Source organism: Cytobacillus sp. IB215665, assembly GCF_033963835.1.
GTDB lineage: Bacteria > Bacillota > Bacilli > Bacillales > SM2101 > Nanhaiella.
In genome coordinates, this window is the sequence record NZ_JAXBME010000033.1 from 1 (window position 1) to 18,789 (window position 18,789).

Sequence of the window (18,789 nt, forward strand, 5' to 3'; positions counted from 1 at the left end):
AACTACAGGAGGAGCTACCATTGACATAATAAAAAAATACATTGAAGAACAAGGTGAATGAAGACCTTAGCGACTAACCCCCACTAAATCAAATAGATTTTGAAGGGGAATGCGGCGCTATTTTTTTGTTCAAATTATTAAAGTGATATGCAACACGTTTTAATCTAAAAACTTGTCTGTTTACCACAAAAATATTACTGCCCCTTACACTTTTCACATTTCGTTGAAGATACAATGCGTAAGTAAGAATATAAATGAAATCTGTCTTAATGTTATTTCGTAAAATAATTAATACAACCAAACCAAGTTATAATACTAGTATTTTACAGTTGTTTAGGCTCTAGCAGGGCTGTATAGGTGTAAATTCATCTAAAAAATTTGATTACTATATGAAGAGTTAGGAAATATAGGCTATATAATCTTCAAACAGTTTGTTTTGATATGTACATGATAATATTAATGAAAAGTTGTTATTTTAAGTAAAATAGGAAACAACACACGTATTTCAGTAAAGCTCTGTTATCATTAAAATCCAAACATGTAAGGCTATACCTGATGGTTGTATAGCATGATCATTGATTCTTAATACAATATAAAAAAAGCCCCTGCTTCAAAAGTAGGGGCTAATGTGAAGTGAAGCAATCCCATCCATTTTAAATTATGTTTCCCTATCATTTTTGGTGTGGGCCAGACAAAAAAATAAAAATAGCTTTGATCAAATCAGCAATAATTTCCTAATGTACTTAGTATGATCATATTCTTGTTGCTAAGCATGCTTTTAATAAGGTTCTTTTCATAAATTTAGTTACAATTGAGACTGAGTTAGAACAGCAAAAAAAATCTTATGAAATTGACCTCATTTAAGATAAGATGCCACGAATATTTGGTTTATACGTAGTTATTTCTTTGATTGAAAAGCAACACATAAACAACCTTTAATGAACATCACATGGGTTTTCTGTTTTCCCACCGCAATTACCTGATGCTTCGACATTACCAGCACTGAAAGGTGCTAATAAACCGAATACCATAACAAGTGTCATTAGTTTTTTCAACAGCCACACCTCCAAATTAAAATATCCTGACTAAGCGAATTATAGTCATCTTTATATTAATCAGTCTCATTATATAGGGCATTTTAGAGCATCACAATAGAACTTTTCCAAAATAAGTAAATATTACTAACAAGAAGTTTCATGACAATTAATCTAACTGTGACAATTGATCCATTCAATAAGATCGTATGAAAAAATTTTATAATAAAAAAATCTATTGTTAATCAATGCATATTTTTTAACAGAATACACAAAATAAGTATTACAGCTGGTATTTACATTTTATAATCATCTATCTTGAATTCACCTCCTTTATATTACAAGCACTCAATATATGAGTGCTTGTTTTGTTAAATCCACAATTCATTGATCTAGTATTAACAAATTCTCCAGCCACCCCCTTGAGTTTAACGACAGATGGCCATAAACAAAAAGGTCTCCTGATAAACAAAGGTCAAGGTACAGTAAAGTTTGGATTGGTGTTATGCTCTACATCGAATTGAACAGGCTGCTGTACACCACTCACAGTGTCTAATAATATGGAAGAGGCATGAGAGTAGTTAGCATCAGCTGATACAACCTTAATAACCGATTTAAAATTTGTAAGGTAATATTACGGGCTCGATATTATCATTCATACCAACCACAAAGAAATTTGACTGAAAGAATCAATCAAGTTTCGCCTGCCTTCCATACAAATGTTCTGGTATTCTTAATCTTAGTAACTCTACCCTAGTTCCGTCTAAGGAGGTTTTTCTTCTTGGGTAGAAAGAAAAACTGGAGAATTATTTTTAGCCATTTATTCTCCCCCTACATCATGTCAATTGACACACCCTATTAGAAAATAATAGTTCTCAAATAAAAGAATGTCTCAAAATCTTTTATTCAGTAAAAAATACAATGCTTGGATAAATTACTTAGTTTGTATATGGAAATAAAAATATATGACAAAAGAAAACGTGCAAAAAAGGAGATGTTTTTAACAAATGTACTAGTTAAGTTGAATCCGAAACTAACAATTATGTTAGTCCTTAGTCACTGCCAATGATATTTGGTAATCATTCAATAGCTTATCTAATTCTTGACTACATCGAATTACCTTCTCACTTGTAAGTCCCTCTCTTTCAGCTATTTCTTTCATTTCTTCTCTTTTGTTTTCAATCATTTGTAGTAAGTTAGTCATTAAACAGACTCCTTCATACCCTATCTACTTTTCTACTTAACACTATAAGAGTAGTGTAAAGTAGAAAAAGATTCAGAATAGTGATATGAGTCACTTAGGTCAATTAACACTACTTGAGGGATATTGCACACATTTAATTCGTGGGTCAGGGGATTAAGCTTTAGTCTATACGTTTAATATATTTTGTAAAAAAATTTCAAAGAGCACTTTTCTACTTTCCTTATTATAAAGATCCGCTAAACTACTTATCATACATAAATGTAAAACAAACATTTCACATAGTATTAATATACAACCAATTATCGTTTATAGTGAATAAACTATAATTATCCTTGAATCAAGGAGGTGTACAGAATATGTCTATAAGCTTTTATACAACCTTAAATAACACACTTATTGTTGATGAGCAACAAGGCTTTTTTTCTTGCTTTCAAGCAACTTCTGATCAAGTCCCTAGTGAGGTGACAGTATTTTCTACATTAGCAGACCCCAATCAAGGAAAGGACATAGAGACTTTTTCATATGATTCTGAAAGTGGACAATTTTTCCCTCTGAACTTTGATGAAAACGGAACAATAATTTTTAACTCTACCATTAATGATGAATTATCATGTGGATTTCTTCTTATAACTTTTAAAAAAGTAGGTATTTATACAATTGAAACTCAAATTGCTGAAAACATCACATTTAAACCGTTATTTTCTTCCACTGCCGTGTATACAGTTTTAGATGCTTAAAAGTTCCCTTTTTTACGTAACCTACTTCCTATAATAACTTTTTGTTGATACGATGCCGATTTAAACATATGTGGGATCATTAATATATTTTTATGCAAGGCTGTTTTCATATTAATAGTTTTTTTCTAATTAGAAAAAAATCAATTACACAACTAGAGTTTATGGCATCTGTCCTTCTTCTGTAAAATGATGTCTAAGGTCTAAATCCATTTCTAATAATATAAATTTGGTGAAAATAGTAACTAAATTTACGAAAAGATTTGCAGCTTAGCTAATAGCAATATCTTTTTTTATAACTTAAAATTCGCTGATATAAATATGACCTCTTAAAGTAGGCCTAGTGATAAGCTAGGCCTCTTTGTTAATAATGGCTATCTTCTTATTCATCTAAACATCCTCCTACAAACATGATTTATCATGTGTATTCATACATCTTTTTAAATAAAAAGGTATTTATTGTAAAGAATAGAATAAATAATACAAGGAGGTGTATACATGACTGATATAAATTCACTTGAAATCCATTGCCAAGAATGTATATATTGGTTTCCTTCACCAGTAAAAATTTATGATAGAAGAACTTATGATTTTGCTATTAAATTGGTACTACAGTCACATGCCCCAAATGTAAAGGGTTAATAACTTGTAATAAAGAAAATCTTCGTTTTAATAATGGTGAGACGCTCAATATAAATATGCACTGACCAGGGTGCCTTCGTTTTTAATCACTATAATCCCTTTGTGAGCACTGATTTTCGAGGCAACCTTTTCACTCCTTTAAACATGTATAAATAATGTTATAACTTAAGAGGTAAAACAATAAAAAAGGGGTGATATAATTGGATTTTGGTTATTCAATTGATTTTATATTTATTACTTTTTTTCTTATGTTTTGGGTTGTCAATCTACTCGCAATGTATTGGGTTATTACAAGAGCTGTTAAAAATGGAGTTGATAAATCTATGACAAAGAAAATGATAGAAAAATTACTAGAAGAACGAGATAAGGCTTAACTATTTTAACACCTATACATAAACAATAGAGGCACTTTTAGTTAGAAATCATGTTGCATATTATACTTTGCACAAATTGTTTTTAACCTAGTAAATAATTACTTTTTGTTAGGAGTGAATCTGTTGGAGTTTTTGTTGTTATTTTCTATCCCTATCCTCTTAATCGCCTTATATGAAATAATAAAACGTGCAGTTAAAAATGGCATCGATGAATCCATGACGAGTAAATTGGTTAGACATGATATTAAAAAAAAGCACAAGTCGAAATAACCCTTTCTCGTAAATGTGAAACTTCTTCAAATACCCTATCCTAAATCAAACATATACATGACTATCACAGCTGTGAATTTCATTAGCTTATTATCTTAAACAACTTGACTTATTTTTGAACATTAGATTCTATGAACCCTCCCCTACTCCTATATGTATATAATTAATATATGGGTAATTAATGAATATGTTTTGAAGAGACTTGGTAACATACTATCTATTTAGGATGCTTGGCGCTGCATTTTGGTAAGCTTCTGAACATTCTTCCGGAAAGGCTATAATTGGTTCTACCTCGCAAGTGTAGGAGTTGTTCCTAATTGTTCAGGACAATTTATAACGAAATGTACTTTAACGTTAATTACTAAATTTTTATTCAGTAAGAGTAATGGAAATTCATCACTTACTCTTTATAATCAGCGTAAATATACATAATTAGCCCGACTAAAGCCCATACCAATAGAAAATTGAATTAATAAATCCACCTGTCCATCGGAAAGATAAAAGATTACCAAATATGCATTATTAACTGGTTGATTAAAGGATTTAAAGTAAATATGGCTATTAGAGATATGAAACTCAACCTAAGCTAATCTTTATTTTTACTCTTAACAATACCAACAAAAAATTTTATCATAATTACAGAAAAGCCAGCATATTTGCTGGCGCTCATTGTGGAGTAATTGCTATTGCTTGAGGATTAGTACCAACGCTAACAGTTGAGATTACAGAATGCGTTTTTACATCAATTACTGTTACTGTAGCACCGAGGTTATTCGCAACATATGCTAGTTTTCCGTCGGGTGTGAAGGTCACATCTACTGGAAAACGACCTACTTGAACTGTCGCAATGATTGATTGGACTTTTGTATCAATAACTGTTACTGCGTCTCCGAAAAAAGTAGTTACGTACACTAATTTCCCTTCTGGTGTTATAGCAATATCATTTGGTAGGTCTGCGGTGTTCCCTACTGGAATTGTAGCGATTACAGAATGAGTTTTAACATCGATTACAGATACTGAACCTATGGCATTTTGGTTTCCATTTATTAAATATGCCATTTTCCCATTTGGTGTAAATACGATATCGCTTGGCATATTCTCAACAGTCACAGTAGCAATGACCGAGTGAGTATTCGTATCTATGACGGAAATATTTCCTGAAGAATTATTTGAAGCATAGAGTAGTTTCCCACCCGGTACGATAGCTATAACCCTCGGAAAATCTCCAACAGGTACAGTAGCAATCACATTGTGAGTCTTTGTATCAATAACTAACACACTCCGAGATGTAGAAACAAAGACCAACTTACCATCAGGTGAAATAGCAATACTTCTTGGCCCTAATTCGACAGCAACAGTAGCAATGACCGAGTGCGTCTTAGTGTCAATAACTGATACGTTACGTGAGCCAAGGTTCGTGACATACGCTAATTTACCACTGGGAGTAAAGACGATATTATTTTGGGAATTAGCATTATTATTTATCGGTATTGTAGCAATGATTGAATGTGTTTTGATATCTATTACAGATATAGTGCCCATAAAATTTCTATCGTCTTTCAGAACATAAGCAAATTTGCTGTCAGGAGTGATTGCTATATTATTTGGTCGATTTCCAACAAATATTGTAGCGATCACGGAATTCTTCTTAGTATCGATAGCCGACACGGTGCCATCTCCATTTGCTACATAAGCCAGTACCATTGTACCGACCTCCTTTAGTTGTTATAGTTCAGTGTATGCTCGACAGCTTTAAAAATGAATTTACGATAAAGAGAAATGTATTAAATGAATAGTCCGCCCCTTTCTACTAATCTTTTTTTAACTATTTTCTTCAATGACCAACAAAATAACGGCAACTTTTTATATCAAAAAACATGTCAACAACTGCAAATAAAAAAAGTCTTGTAAATATAGAAAACAGCTAAAATATTATTAGTGTATAAGAAATTTAAGAGAAAAATTGAGCCACGTGGTCTATTAATGTAGTGACTGTTACTTATTTTGAACGAGGGATATTTTTTTAAGGGTAATAAAAATGTATATATGTTCGAATTTGAACCATTAGATGATCAATGATAAACTACGAGGATTGAATGAGATTTTTTGAAAAAAAATTAAAGCCTTGTTTCCTTTTTATGATAGGCTGTTTCGCATTAATTGTTGCTATGGATAATAAGAACTAAACACGTATAAAACGAACGTTCGTGGCATTTTTCCTTCTCTACAAACTATGATCAGTAACTCAAATGCAAGTAAAAAACAACAAAATTTACGCAAAGGGTCTTGTTTACCTATTTTAATGATCCAGTAATGACGACTACAAGAGTTAAAGCAATGATCCAAAAAATCCATCCTTTTAGCTCTGGTTTCTTATTGTTATTACTCAACTTGTTCACCTCATTTTTGCAATTCTACTTTGCTTAGATGTCTTTTTTCTTCTATTAATAGTTAACTTCATAAGAGATAAGTCTTGTTGGATTCTATTCAAAATATACTCTGCTTCTTTTATTTCATCTATAGATTTATTAGCTGTGTTAATGAACAATTCGTCTACATAACCTAACGCTTTAAACAATTCACCTGATATTTTTTCATATTGTTTGACATCCCTAATATCTTTCCTCTCCCTTCTCACATTCAAATAGTAGGAAAACGCTATTCGTTGAGTGACGCTTTACATAAATCTGATAGATAAGTCCCTAGCTAGTAAGGTATTTCTCATTTCATTCTAGCAAAAGAGTCATTCACGTGTTTTTTTCTTATGAAACGATTTAAGGAAAAAATGACATATTTTGCTCATTTATCCGCTTGTTGCTAGACATTTATATGAATATATTAATATTATTGAATGGTGTTGAAATAAAAAAGCCCTCTTCATTTTGAAAAGGTGGATTAGAGCGTTTTAAATAAATATAATAGTGACTAACATTTGCCATGGTAGTCATTACTACTAGACTATAGCCATATAAAAAAGAGCTTTATATGACGTAATATTTACCAATCCTATTTGTCTAGTATGCACCCTATATACGGTATATAATGATGTAGGATCGAGGTGTGCTTATGATGTTACATCATCCAGCAGGATTTTTTCAGCGTTTAGGTGCTTTAATATTAGATATTATATGCGTATACTTGCCACTTGCAATTTTCAGTCATTATTTTATTGGGATAGACATATTACATATTGATTTTATCTACGTCCTATATATATTTTTAGCTCCGGTGCTTTGGCGCGGTTTCACTGTTGGAAAAAGACTATCTGGTATTAGAATTATTAAAAAGAATGGTGCTGATGTTACTTATTTCACCATGTTCATTCGTACATTCATTGCACAATATATATATGTTTTAACAATAGGAATTGGTTTACTAATCAGCATTTTAATGGTGTTAATTCGTAAAGATTGTCGTTCTCTTCATGACTTTATCGCGGGTACATATGTGACTAAAGATAAGCAAGAAAGAGTATAAGAATCCCCGGGTACATGAACTTGTACCCTCACTCCGAAAAACCCACCGAGGGTCAGCTTTACCTGGTCCAATATTCAATAAGCTTTCCCGCAAAAAAGATTAAGATAAACAAAGGATTAGCAAAACTTTGATGATATGATAACTAATAATTATCATTTGTGAGTAAATTCCATAACAATTAATCGAAAGTAGCGGGTTGTTTGTATTTTTTCCGTAGTAGCCTCTTTGTTGTTAATATGATGGAACAATGTCAATGAGGGAATTGCATCATTTTTTTAGGGACACATCATAAAAATGAGAGTTTAACTAAGTAGTATATTTGTCCAAGTATGATTTTCATAAGTTCTCTAGGCATGACAGTTAGAGCAAATAATCCTGAATATTTGCTCTATCAGATCTATTGGAGATTTCTAAGTATCATTAAGTGATCTGGATAATGATTAACAGGTGTAATTCCTTCCACACCAGCATTCTCTCCGATAATAAACACTTGTTCTTTGCTTAAGCCAACATTTAAATATGCTTCTATATCTGTTAAAGCATTTCCATAAGCAAAGTCTATAATCCCTTCTCTATCAAGCACACTTAGTAAATAGTCTTTTTTATAGCCTGCTGCGTCATCAGAAAAAGATCCTTCCGGGTACGTATGTAGCAATCCAAACGGAAAGTCATTATCAATCAGCCATTTTTGCGAAACGCTTGATAACCAATATGGTCTAGCAGTTAAGTAGATAATATTGTATCCTTGTTCAACATAAAAATCTACAACCTCATTAGCACCTTCATACATTTCTGCCCGGTATTCCTCTGAAAAATATTCATCAGCATACTCTTTTACAGACTCAAGGTCATCAGTTGTCAACGTACCGTCAATATCAAAAACAACAAATTTTTCATTTTGGTCAATGACTTTAATAAACATATTTGTAAAGGTTGCATCACCTTCAACATGCAATCTAACTAGATGCAATCCCTTATCTAGCTTTTGATCTTCAGGGATATTATAAAATATTCGACCATCTAAATTCGTTTTTTCCCTACCTATCTTTTTCCAAATAGCATCGTCCTCAGCAAATGACCATAAATAAATTGAAACCCATTCTCCTTCAAGGTCTTTTCTTATATCTCCATATTGAAATTTCCCTTCGATTATCTGTGATTCAGTCGTGCTATAGATTTTGTCATACCCATTATGATGTGGAGTATGAGTTGCTATGAAATATTGATTAACAAAATCGTTAAACCCCTCAGGTTCTATGCTAGGAAAAGCCCCTGTTGTTATGTCATAATACAGCTCACTAGAATTCTCCGAAGCATGTACTTGGTAGTTTAGTGTAATAATGAAAGGTAATAGGACGATTAATAAAAAAATAATTTTTTTCACTCTACCATATCCCTTCTATATATTTTTACTATTAAACTACTCAATCGTATCATAGAACACTCTGCATTAACCACAAATTATTTTAATTTTTTGTATTTTCAAAATTTAATAAGGTGTGATTTGTTAATACCCGTTTACAACTTATTTCCCTTACTCCTGCTCTACCAATAAGTAAAAAGAGTTTGCATATTTTCTTGAAAATAGACTACTATAAGACCTTAGTATTCAAGTGATTCAGTTAGATTAAACTAGGGCTGTTTCCAACCCTAGTCTCGATTTGATAATTTTCATTTACCCTTCTAAAACCCCGGTAATAATTGAATACGAAAATGGCAATTTCTTTTCTATTATGACAACTCGATCACCTATTATAATTACTTTCTCAATGTCAATAAACCCCGTAATCGCTGTTTCAGTTAATCCTACCCCGACATCTGCTTGTGTTACATCCGTTACAATTTCAATAGTTGGTTGTCCTAATTCAACAGACATTAACTCACCTCCTCTTAGTTTGATAATTTCATAGTATTCATGTATAAAAAAATAGCTTGGATACTTGTTTACGAAAACAAAAAAAACTGCAATCAAAACTACAAAAGCAGAGTTTTCGTTTATTTTTAAACCTTGATGGTACTAAATCTTTTTTAGTAACAAAAGCAACAGATTTTTCGAAAAGAGCCTAAATAAAAAACGTTATTAAGATAGTGCTGTCTATTGGTGACTTTTGTTATCTTTATCAAAAATTTTATATAAACATAGACAAGAAAATAAGAGCCCCACGAAAAACATTACTCCACCTAGTGTAATATAAGAATATAAGTATCCTTCTTTAATGATTATGAATTCTTCAGTATTCATACTTCCTCCCATTTTCTCTCTCAAGTATTTACTTGCTGTAACTGAACCATAATTAGCACTATTCATTAAAAGAAGCAAACCCAACAATGTAAGGGATAAAGTAAAAAGCAAAAAACCATACAAGTTCATTAACTTCTTCATATCCTCTCTCCTTATCATCGTGTTAACTAACAAATCAAAAAGAAACATCATAAAAAGCTGCTCTCGCATTAATTGTTGCTTTTCGTAATTCGAGCTAGACACCGGTATTTTTTTCTAAAGACTATATAAAATTTAATACACATCAGTTACTCAAATGTAACTGAAAAAAATAACAAATTATACAAAAATGACCAAATAAAAGAAATTAACACCTCGGCATTAGAGCTTACTTTCCAATTATTCCTAATATCTTAAGTAAGTAATGTAGTATCAGCTAAGCTACTCTTGTCATATCTTTATAGTAATAATTATGTAACAGACGTATTCGAATATGACGACAACTGTGATTGATGTGAAAACTCATAGCTTGATCACTACTTTACCTGTTGGAGATAATGTTGTAACTGCCCAACCTACCTTTTTTTATGAGCTTATAGGCGATTTCAAGAGCTTAGGCTTATTTTCTCTCCTGTCTAAGAGTTAAGAGGGACGAAGGGGGGTAGCTTTATACCGCAAAGTAAATATTTTATTATTATGTAAAATAACAAAGTTCCAATTTTTCATTACTGAATAACTGGAACTAATAGACTCATTAATCATTATTTCTCCTACATCATATTATTTGTACGCACTTCTTTTTTAAATACTGTTGTTTCTCTGGATACCACACGCCATGTACATCGTGCCAAACTTAACTACATGGCTCTGTCTTTTCATCACATTCTATCTCTACAATTAGATTTTTTCCAGCCACAACCATTATTTCTATTTTATCAAATTAAAAATAAAAACAATTTTTGAGCATTCGTTTCCATGCCTCTTAAAGCTAAAGTTATAGGCTGTATTATACCGTTTCAAGTAAAACTAACAGCTACTTCTCCCTCTCCTGTTGGATTGTCTTGATTTTTAATTAATACGACCTCTCCATGAAATCCAACTGCTCTAACGTGGTATACTTCCACCATATTATTTGACATACTATCTAAGCTCTAAGCCATGACAAAGACAGTCGCATTGCGTTACGTTTTCAACTGTACTCCCCTAACCTATACTGCCCCTTTTTAATTCCATCACAAGTTACATTTACATCCAGATTCTCACCAGTCTTAATATTCACCTCTATATTAGTTACATTTAACAACGAAAAAACTTTGCTAGTGTTTCGAGTAAATAAATCTAATGTTATAAGCTGGGTGAAATTACCTTTAGTCAATGTCAGCGGTTTAACTTCATCTATAGAAAAAGCCAATACAGACGCGAAGGAAATTAAGAAAATACCCCGAATTACTCTGTTTAAGAGCAAATATCTTATCAGTAAGTTATTTATAACGTCTTATCGAAATACAAACGATCGCCCTTGAAGAATATTTCGTCTGAGGGTGATTTGTTAAGTTGAAACTACGGATTAGTGCTAGGCAGCGACGGACTTATACATCTATCGATGAGTTTATAAGAATAGATACCTAAACAATCTCCTCCCCCATCACTCATGCAGGTTACTGTGACATTAGTAACATTTGTATATGCAATACCTAGAGTATTGGTACTATCTGGATCATTTGGAAGAGGAATATCTAGTACAACATCTACACCGTTTGTCGTGATAGTAACACTAAGGCCACAGGCAGAATCCTCTCCTATAGAAATTTCTCCAGACAATAGACCTCTAAAGTTCCCACCAAAGATCGGCATAGATTGACCACAAGTAAGGTTTATGTTACCATTTCGTGAATCAATTTCCATCGGACAATCGCAGCAAGCTATCTTTTCCGTACTGACCGTCTTAGTACTTCCGCAACAGGAGGATTTTGAAACATAGGCACCCATAAAAGAACCTCTTTTCATAATTTGTTTGGAGTATTGTATGCAAAGTTATATATTTTTGATTAGACGGGTACGTAAAAATTCTTAGGTGAACTGACGTCAACAAGTAAACTGCAACGTACAGCGATCACCGTTATTTTATCTGTAACAATGTAGTATAGAAATTGAGGTATATAAAAACTATTTAACCCACCTTTCACACATGAAATTTAATAAAACACAACATCCAATATGTTGGTTACTCAAAAAAATCCCTAGATAATTCTAGGGATTAGAAAAATGAAAAAAAGAAATATGGTTATGTACAACCACGATCTAATTTATCACATAATTGTAAATATATAGTTTTGTATTTTTGGATTTATTGTGAACTTTTTTAATTTTAGGTAATTGTTATTTTAACTTTTGTGCCCAAAGAATCTCAAACATAATTATTCTTGTTTTCACACTTCAGTTATCGTTCTGCCTCATAGGTATAAATACATTTCTTATATTATGTACTATTATCTACACATAAGAGCTTAATGAGACATACTATAAATTTGATATTTATATTAATATATTGAGAGGATGAAAAATTATGGCTCATAATTGTACTTTTTTAAGTTTGTTCACTTTAGCATTCTGTGATTCTTGTAAAACGGATTATGATATTGCGGATAAAGTTGAAGGTGCCATTAATAGTTTAACCGACGTTGATATTGCTAAGCAATTTGAGAGAATGCTTGAGATTAGTGATGCAACAGACGATGCAAATTGCAGATTTCTTAGTTTATTCACTTTAGTATTCTGCGACTGTAAAGAAGAAGATCCTAAACCTAAACCACCTTGGGTTAAGTAAATATATATCTATCGCTATTCTTTACTATTGAAAGAGTACTCAAATTCGGGTATTCTTTCATTTTGTCTAACATTTTTATCTTGATTTGAGACAAAATTTACATTTCTTTATCGAACTATATAATAGTTGAACTACTCACCACTTAGCTTCGCTTGAAGTGGGAGATTCCTACGAACACTATAGCGTAACCGCAAGTTATTTAGCAGGCTCTACGGGTAGTCCCTAGCCTGAAAGCAAAGCTTGTACGTTTACTCACACGCTCCCTACTTTAGCTTGGTTTTCGCAACTTCGGCGAGCGTGGGCGATGGAACGTTGAAGATTTTACGTTGCAGACGAATTCCTACAACAACCTCATATCTTCAGTTTTCAAAGAGCAATCTGTACAAGTATATTCTACCAATAGTTTTGGCTGACGCCAACCGACATTCATCTCACATCTACTCATTGGGCTTCGCCCTTCTCATTCCTTGAGGTGAGAGTCTTCTGCCGGAAAAAGATAAATGTAAAATTTTCACCCTCCTACTCATATGAATACGAGTAATTAAGTTGGAAATTCCTATCCGAGTACAAAATAAGTTATTCCCAATCATTTGTGAGGGCAGATAACTAGATTTTTTATAACTTATTTCTTTACTACACGAACATATTTTCGTATATAATAAGTATAGAGGTGATACGTTTGAAAGATCGAGGAATTATGAAATGGATGCCCGCATTTATACAACCTGAACATATGAAGATAATGAAAGAAGCAAAGGCTGATTATTATAAGGTGCGAAAGCCTGTTTTAGATGAGCATGAGATAGAGGAAATTAATAGTACCGTCCTAGAAGCTATGGAGTTTACACAAGAAGTGACTGTGACATATTTTGAGAACGGGGCTTTTAAGCCATGTATGGGATATATTCATTTTATAGATCAATTCCATAGGCATATTAGAGTAACCGATAAATTTGATGAAATACATATAATTAAATTTGAAAACATTATAAATGTACAAATAATATAACAATCATCATGATGTACCTAACAGAGTATATTCAAAAAAAATCTAACTATAAGGGTACATTTTATTTTGAGTAAGGATGTTCTTTTTAAATGACTGTTTTCGCATTAATTGTTTCTTTTCGTAATAAGAGCTAAACACGTACACAACTAGAGCTTGTAGCACCTTTTCTTCTGTACAACAATGAATAACATGTCAAATCACTTTTTTGTATAACATTAGCAGCACAGTTTACGAAAAGAGCCTTTCATAATTAGATTAAAACAGTTTGATTTGGTGCTAAAATGTAATTTGATATTATATTTTTAGAAATACAAATAGTAAACGTAATTCCAACACCAGCTGCAACTCCCTATCAATATTGTTTAGGATAAGATTGGAACGAGCTTTGGATTTCAAAAACAGCAGTTATAGTTCACTATAGAAATTGGCTAAGAATTGATCGGGAATTTATAACTATTCAACACATTTGTATCAAAAAAACTATAAAAAAAGCCGCCGATCAATTTCAGACGGCTTTTTTACCTTGCTTATAAGTACTTTAATATTTGTTCATATTCTCCTTTATCAATTTCCCCTTGAACATAACGTAGTTTTAATACATCTAATGGATTATTGACTTCTATGATTTTGTTTCCCTGTTTTAATAACAGTTAGCAAATCCAAAATTATGTTTTTGGCCATTGTTATTAATTAGATTAAATCACTCGTTTTCTAAAGATAGTAAAATATTATAATAGATAGTACTAGGTTTAACACCCGATCTCACCGCTTTACAGCTTAATAGTTTGTAAAATAGTTTGGAGTTCCTCATGTGTAATCTCACCTCGAGCATAACGCAACTTTGCAACCTCTTCTGCATCAATGGCTGTTGCATCCTGTTGATTATAAGGTGAAGCGGTTGTTTGTTGTTTCTTTTGATTTTTAAATATTAGAAGTAAAACTACTGTGATAAGACTCACCACAATAATTGTCATAAAAGAACTATTAAACATCATATCAAACTGGTTGAACCCTGATGTCATTCCATTATATCCATAAAACCCTCCATTACTACCTCCAAAGGATCCCATTTGTCCACCATTCATCATATTCGTTTCTCCTTTCCAATTTGTATAGTTTATAATAATTCTATTAATTTTTGATATTCTTCTGTAGAAATTTGACCTGATGCATATCTATAATCGACTACATCTTTAAGACCGTTAGTGCTGTTGGCTCTTTTTGATGGTATATTGCTTAAAAGCTTTTGTAGTTCACCAGTTTTATACAGATAAAAACTAATAGCCAAAATAAGTAATAAAAACATAGTATCATTCCTCCAATAATTATATTTTCGAACTTTTGCAGGTTAAAAGTAATTGACCTGCTATTATTAATGCAAACTCATTCCTCACTTATAGAATCTTTTTCTTGATTTGTTCAAATTCTTCATAGGTAATTTCACCTGCTGCAAGTCTAGACTTGGCAATTTCTATTGCATTAGAACTTGTTGCTGACGGATTTCTTTTTTTGGCAACCGGATATTGATTATTAATTACTAAATATATAAGATAGCCAATGATTAAAAAACCCAATATCATCATGAATGATCCTCCTCCATATCTTTGAGTATTTGACTTATTGATTTTTCTGTATTAACAGTATAGTGAAACATCTAATTGCCTCCTTGTTTTTTGTGTAAAATATGAAATTGTTTTCTTTACTTGCTCTTATTATAAGCAAAACTTGTAAAGATCTTATGAGCAACTTATGTGGAAGTTATGTAGGTTTAATTACTATTAACAAAAATGAAAGGAGCACGAATAAAAACAAAAAAAATTAAGTCAGTTGACTTAATCTCCTATTTCTATATTAGTACACATATTTAATACTAGTTTTTAAACTTACTGGACCTTAATGATTAAAAAATGATTTCTGAAAACTTTCAACTCTAAAATTTATTTTCAGGTGTTGTTATTAACTTTCTAACAATCCTGTAAATTTATATTATCCAAAGTTTTTCGGTTTATATCCATCATCTTTCCTACTATTTCATTCTCACTTCTTACATGTTTCAACAGGATAATTTCCCCATCCACATTACAGACTCTGCCCATTTTTTAGTCCTTTTACAGGATCAGTTATAGAGCAATATACACAAGTTGCTATAACATAATTAAAAGCACTGTCAGAAAAATCCATCTGTAGCGCATCCATTTCATCTAGCGTTAATTGATATGGTAGAGAAAGAGTATTTAGCTTCTTCTAGAACGTTTCCTTTTACATTTTTGAGTAAACCTTCCCTCCAACTCTCCTTTATCATCCTATCTATGGAATCGTATATCCCGAATATAACTCTCTTAATCGTTTCAGTCTTCATATCGATTCTCTCCTAGAAATATATTGGAGTAAATTTTGTTACTTAAAAAATTAAAAATTCAGAGCCACTATAGACAAAAGGAGTAAACTTGACGATATTGACCTTACTTTGTTGGGAACTGTATTTCTACAGTTGTCCCAACGTTTAATTGACTTGTAATTTTAATATCTCCTTGGTGTGCATCTACTAGCGCCTTGACAATTGATAACCCAATTCCCACTCCTCCCGTTTTCCGATCACGAGATTTATCACCTCGATAGAACCTTTCAAATAAGAATGGAAGGTCAACCTCACTTATTCCTTCTCCTTCATCTTTAATTATGAAAGCAATTTGATCAAGATTTACTTCTATATGAATAGAAACTGTTTTTCCTTGTGGTGTATATTGTAGGGCATTGTTCACTACATTAGTTAAGATTTGAATGATTTTATCACGATCTCCTGTAAACCATAATGGTTCTTCAGGCGATTCAATTTTTAAATCCACTCCTTTTTTCATAAATAATGGACTGAATTGATTTTTTATAAAAAATAAGAGTTTTTCAATCTCGATCTTTGTTTTATCTAATCTAATTTGTGGATTTTCCGCCGCTATTAATGTTTCTAATTCATTGACTAGACGAACTAACCTCATAAGTTCCTCATGACATTGCTCTAACCTCTTTAAGTCAGGCTCCCATACACCATCTTGAAATGCTTCAATATGACTTCTTAACGTTGCTAGTGGTGTTCTAAGCTCATGTGCAAAATTAGCTGTAAATTGTCTTCTTAGTAATTCCTCTTTCGCTAAAGATTCTGCAAGCTGGTTAAAAGACTCTCCTAAAGGCTTCATTTCATATGTCAATTCTTGAATAGGCATTCGTGTTCGCCATTGGTGATTGCGCAATTCAATAATTGCATTTTTCAACTTCTTAAACCCTAGTGTTAAACGATTTGAAAATAATAAACTAAATAGGATTGATAGCACAACAGTAACTAATAATGCAAGGATAATATTTCTTTTTATTGATTTCAAAAAGATAAAATCCTCACCCATTAATTTTTCCGGGTAGAAAACTGTTAGATTCCCGATTGGTATATTACCTTTTGTTAATTGGTATGAAGCTGATCTATAATCACTAGAGTCAATTGATGAATGCATCCCGCTCATCATGCCCATCATTGATTGCAATGATGTTGTATCAATTAATAAATCACCGTTAATATCATAAAGTTTATAGTATAAATTTTCAGTCATTGCATGCTCATGTATAATATTATCTAGTTGCTCGTTAGTTAACTCACCCGTCTTATCATATTGTTGAAGTACTTCCTTTTTTATCGCTTCTATCCGTTCCTCTCTATCTCTTTTGAGATAATCAGTAAATTGAGTTTCAACACCAAAAAAGATGGTAAAGCTCGTAATGAAAACACCACTTAAAGAGACTACTAAAAGATAAATTAATATCCTTGACCTAAGTGTTAGTTTCATCCTTTTCTCCTCCAAACTTATATCCCATTCCGAATACAGTAACAATAAATTCAGGGTGACGAGAATCGGTTTCAATTTTCTTGCGCAAATTTTTTATATGGGTATCAATACTTCTTTCATAGCCTTCAAAGTAAAAACCATCTTCTTGTATCTTTTCCAATAAATCAGCCCTACTGTATACTCTTCCTGGATAACTCGCCATTGTAATTAAAATTTTATATTCATTTGGAGTTAGAGCAAGTATGTTAGCATTTAGCTTTACTTCCTTTTTCACATGATCAATTATTAGCTTTTGATTGTTAAAACTAATTTGCTTCACATCTGTCGTCTGCTGTGTTCTTCTTAATAATGCTTTAACTCTTACAACAACTTCTCTAGGACTAAATGGTTTTTTTACATAGTCATCGGCACCAATCACGATTCCATTAATCAAATCTTCTTCAGCTGATTTAGCCGTAAGCATGATAATAGGAGTATGGCTATCCTTTCTTATTAACCTACATACTTCTTCACCAGAAATATCAGGTAACATCAAATCTAATACTATAATGTCTGGACTCTGTTCCTTCACTTTTTTTAATGCTTCGATACCATTAGAAGCAAAGGATACTTCCCATCCTTCTTTTTCAAAATAAGCTTCCAATACTTCAAGTATTACTTGTTCATCATCAACTACGAGAATTTTAGTCATTAAATCCACCTCTCATATGAATATTATCATCTTATTTACGAAAAAACATAATCTCCATAACTTCCACACAACTTGAACATAAAAACTCCATATTCAGTACCTAAAATGAAATTATCTAAGAAAGGAGTTGGAAACAATGAAGAAAGTAATATTTAGTTTGTTAGGTAGCACAATCATCTTAGGGGCAACCGTATCCTATGCATTTGCACATTCAAATGAAGAAAGTAATGATAATATTAACTTTGGACAAATGAAGCCTTATATACAAGAAATGCACCCTGAATGGTCAACACTAGAGCAAAAAGAAATGTTTGAGAGCTGTCATGGAGAAAGTGGAACTATAGAAAACTATAATGAAGACATGATGAATAATTTTTAAGTAAGGGCAACAGTAGTAATTATATAGATAAAAAAAGAGGCTGGGACAAAACCCACCTCTGAAATGAAAAAGCCGTTGAAATTTTACTCGTTGTAAA

General features: G+C 32.0%; 22 protein-coding genes. 7 read left to right on the forward strand and 15 right to left on the reverse strand.

Translation table 11 applies throughout. From position 1 onward, the window contains the following. Positions 1-2,079 precede the first annotated feature (2,079 nt). Complete coding sequence (locus tag SLH52_RS22830; protein WP_320211504.1) at positions 2,080-2,238, reverse strand: aspartyl-phosphate phosphatase Spo0E family protein; 159 nt, start codon at positions 2,236-2,238, stop codon at positions 2,080-2,082. 356 nt (positions 2,239-2,594) lie between these two features. Here SLH52_RS22830 and SLH52_RS22835 point away from each other — a divergent pair, with 356 nt between their 5' ends. The 4 genes from SLH52_RS22835 (at position 2,595) to SLH52_RS22850 (ending at position 4,258) form a co-directional block, all read left to right on the forward strand. Then, the gene (locus tag SLH52_RS22835) at positions 2,595-2,975 is read left to right on the forward strand and encodes a hypothetical protein (RefSeq protein ID WP_320211505.1); all 381 of its coding nucleotides are present in this window, start codon (positions 2,595-2,597) and stop codon (positions 2,973-2,975) included. A 495-nt stretch (positions 2,976-3,470) separates the two neighbouring features. Next, positions 3,471-3,614 (forward strand): hypothetical protein, encoded by a 144-nt coding sequence (locus SLH52_RS22840; RefSeq protein WP_320211506.1) that lies wholly within the window; start codon positions 3,471-3,473, stop codon positions 3,612-3,614. A gap of 200 nt (positions 3,615-3,814) precedes the next feature. Continuing rightward, entirely contained in the window at positions 3,815-3,988 is a 174-nt protein-coding gene (locus tag SLH52_RS22845) for a hypothetical protein (protein WP_320211507.1), read from the forward strand. Between the two features lie 123 nt (positions 3,989-4,111). Continuing rightward, the gene (locus SLH52_RS22850; RefSeq protein WP_320211508.1) at positions 4,112-4,258 is read left to right on the forward strand and encodes a DUF6019 family protein; all 147 of its coding nucleotides are present in this window, start codon (positions 4,112-4,114) and stop codon (positions 4,256-4,258) included. Between the two features lie 666 nt (positions 4,259-4,924). Here the strand turns inward: SLH52_RS22850 and SLH52_RS22855 are convergent. Together SLH52_RS22855 and SLH52_RS22860 are read right to left on the reverse strand one after the other, a co-directional pair. Next, the gene (locus SLH52_RS22855; RefSeq protein ID WP_320211509.1) at positions 4,925-5,962 is read right to left on the reverse strand and encodes a beta-propeller fold lactonase family protein; all 1,038 of its coding nucleotides are present in this window, start codon (positions 5,960-5,962) and stop codon (positions 4,925-4,927) included. Between the two features lie 691 nt (positions 5,963-6,653). Beyond that, positions 6,654-6,836 carry a hypothetical protein gene (locus SLH52_RS22860; protein WP_320211510.1) on the reverse strand — a complete coding sequence of 61 codons (183 nt, stop codon included), beginning with the start codon at positions 6,834-6,836 and terminating at the stop codon, positions 6,654-6,656. 491 nt (positions 6,837-7,327) lie between these two features. On the opposite strand from SLH52_RS22860, the gene SLH52_RS22865 reads away from it, so the two are divergent. Next, complete coding sequence (locus SLH52_RS22865; protein ID WP_320211511.1) at positions 7,328-7,735, forward strand: RDD family protein; 408 nt, start codon at positions 7,328-7,330, stop codon at positions 7,733-7,735. A gap of 397 nt (positions 7,736-8,132) precedes the next feature. Here the strand turns inward: SLH52_RS22865 and SLH52_RS22870 are convergent, their stop codons facing one another. From SLH52_RS22870 to SLH52_RS22890, 5 genes are all read right to left on the reverse strand, one after another. Then, positions 8,133-9,119 (reverse strand): hypothetical protein, encoded by a 987-nt coding sequence (locus SLH52_RS22870; protein ID WP_320211512.1) that lies wholly within the window; start codon positions 9,117-9,119, stop codon positions 8,133-8,135. A gap of 291 nt (positions 9,120-9,410) precedes the next feature. After that, complete coding sequence (locus SLH52_RS22875; RefSeq protein ID WP_214484527.1) at positions 9,411-9,611, reverse strand: hypothetical protein; 201 nt, start codon at positions 9,609-9,611, stop codon at positions 9,411-9,413. A 219-nt stretch (positions 9,612-9,830) separates the two neighbouring features. Further along, positions 9,831-10,118 (reverse strand): hypothetical protein, encoded by a 288-nt coding sequence (locus SLH52_RS22880; RefSeq protein ID WP_320211513.1) that lies wholly within the window; start codon positions 10,116-10,118, stop codon positions 9,831-9,833. Between the two features lie 854 nt (positions 10,119-10,972). Further along, positions 10,973-11,095, reverse strand: coding sequence for a hypothetical protein (locus tag SLH52_RS22885; RefSeq protein WP_320211514.1), 123 nt, complete (start codon positions 11,093-11,095; stop codon positions 10,973-10,975). 421 nt (positions 11,096-11,516) lie between these two features. Next, a complete protein-coding gene (locus SLH52_RS22890; RefSeq protein ID WP_320211515.1) occupies positions 11,517-11,945 on the reverse strand; it encodes a hypothetical protein in 429 nt (142 codons plus the stop codon). 577 nt (positions 11,946-12,522) lie between these two features. Here SLH52_RS22890 and SLH52_RS22895 point away from each other — a divergent pair. Next, on the forward strand, positions 12,523-12,783 hold the full coding sequence (locus tag SLH52_RS22895; protein WP_320211516.1) for a hypothetical protein: 261 nt from the start codon (positions 12,523-12,525) through the stop codon (positions 12,781-12,783). Between the two features lie 679 nt (positions 12,784-13,462). After that, a complete protein-coding gene (locus SLH52_RS22900; protein ID WP_320211517.1) occupies positions 13,463-13,792 on the forward strand; it encodes a YolD-like family protein in 330 nt (109 codons plus the stop codon). 770 nt (positions 13,793-14,562) lie between these two features. Here SLH52_RS22900 and SLH52_RS22905 read toward each other — a convergent pair. From SLH52_RS22905 to SLH52_RS23480, 7 genes are all read right to left on the reverse strand, one after another. Next, positions 14,563-14,880 (reverse strand): hypothetical protein, encoded by a 318-nt coding sequence (locus SLH52_RS22905; protein ID WP_320211518.1) that lies wholly within the window; start codon positions 14,878-14,880, stop codon positions 14,563-14,565. Positions 14,881-14,909: 29 nt separating this feature from the next. Next, positions 14,910-15,098: a hypothetical protein gene (locus SLH52_RS22910; protein ID WP_320211519.1), complete on the reverse strand. Its 189-nt coding sequence runs from the start codon at positions 15,096-15,098 to the stop codon at positions 14,910-14,912. Between the two features lie 88 nt (positions 15,099-15,186). After that, entirely contained in the window at positions 15,187-15,375 is a 189-nt protein-coding gene (locus SLH52_RS22915; protein WP_320211520.1) for an SHOCT domain-containing protein, read from the reverse strand. Positions 15,376-15,989: 614 nt separating this feature from the next. Then, entirely contained in the window at positions 15,990-16,151 is a 162-nt protein-coding gene (locus SLH52_RS22920) for a hypothetical protein (RefSeq protein WP_320211521.1), read from the reverse strand. Positions 16,152-16,254: 103 nt separating this feature from the next. Next, entirely contained in the window at positions 16,255-17,622 is a 1,368-nt protein-coding gene (locus SLH52_RS22925; RefSeq protein WP_320211522.1) for a sensor histidine kinase, read from the reverse strand. Then, on the reverse strand, positions 17,606-18,313 hold the full coding sequence (locus SLH52_RS22930) for a response regulator transcription factor (RefSeq protein WP_320211523.1): 708 nt from the start codon (positions 18,311-18,313) through the stop codon (positions 17,606-17,608). The genes SLH52_RS22925 and SLH52_RS22930 overlap by 17 nt, the downstream gene beginning before the upstream one ends. 236 nt (positions 18,314-18,549) lie before the next feature. Further along, positions 18,550-18,606, reverse strand: a complete 57-nt coding sequence (locus SLH52_RS23480) for a hypothetical protein (protein WP_413785580.1) — start codon at positions 18,604-18,606, stop codon at positions 18,550-18,552. Between the last annotated feature and the right edge of the window lie 183 nt (positions 18,607-18,789).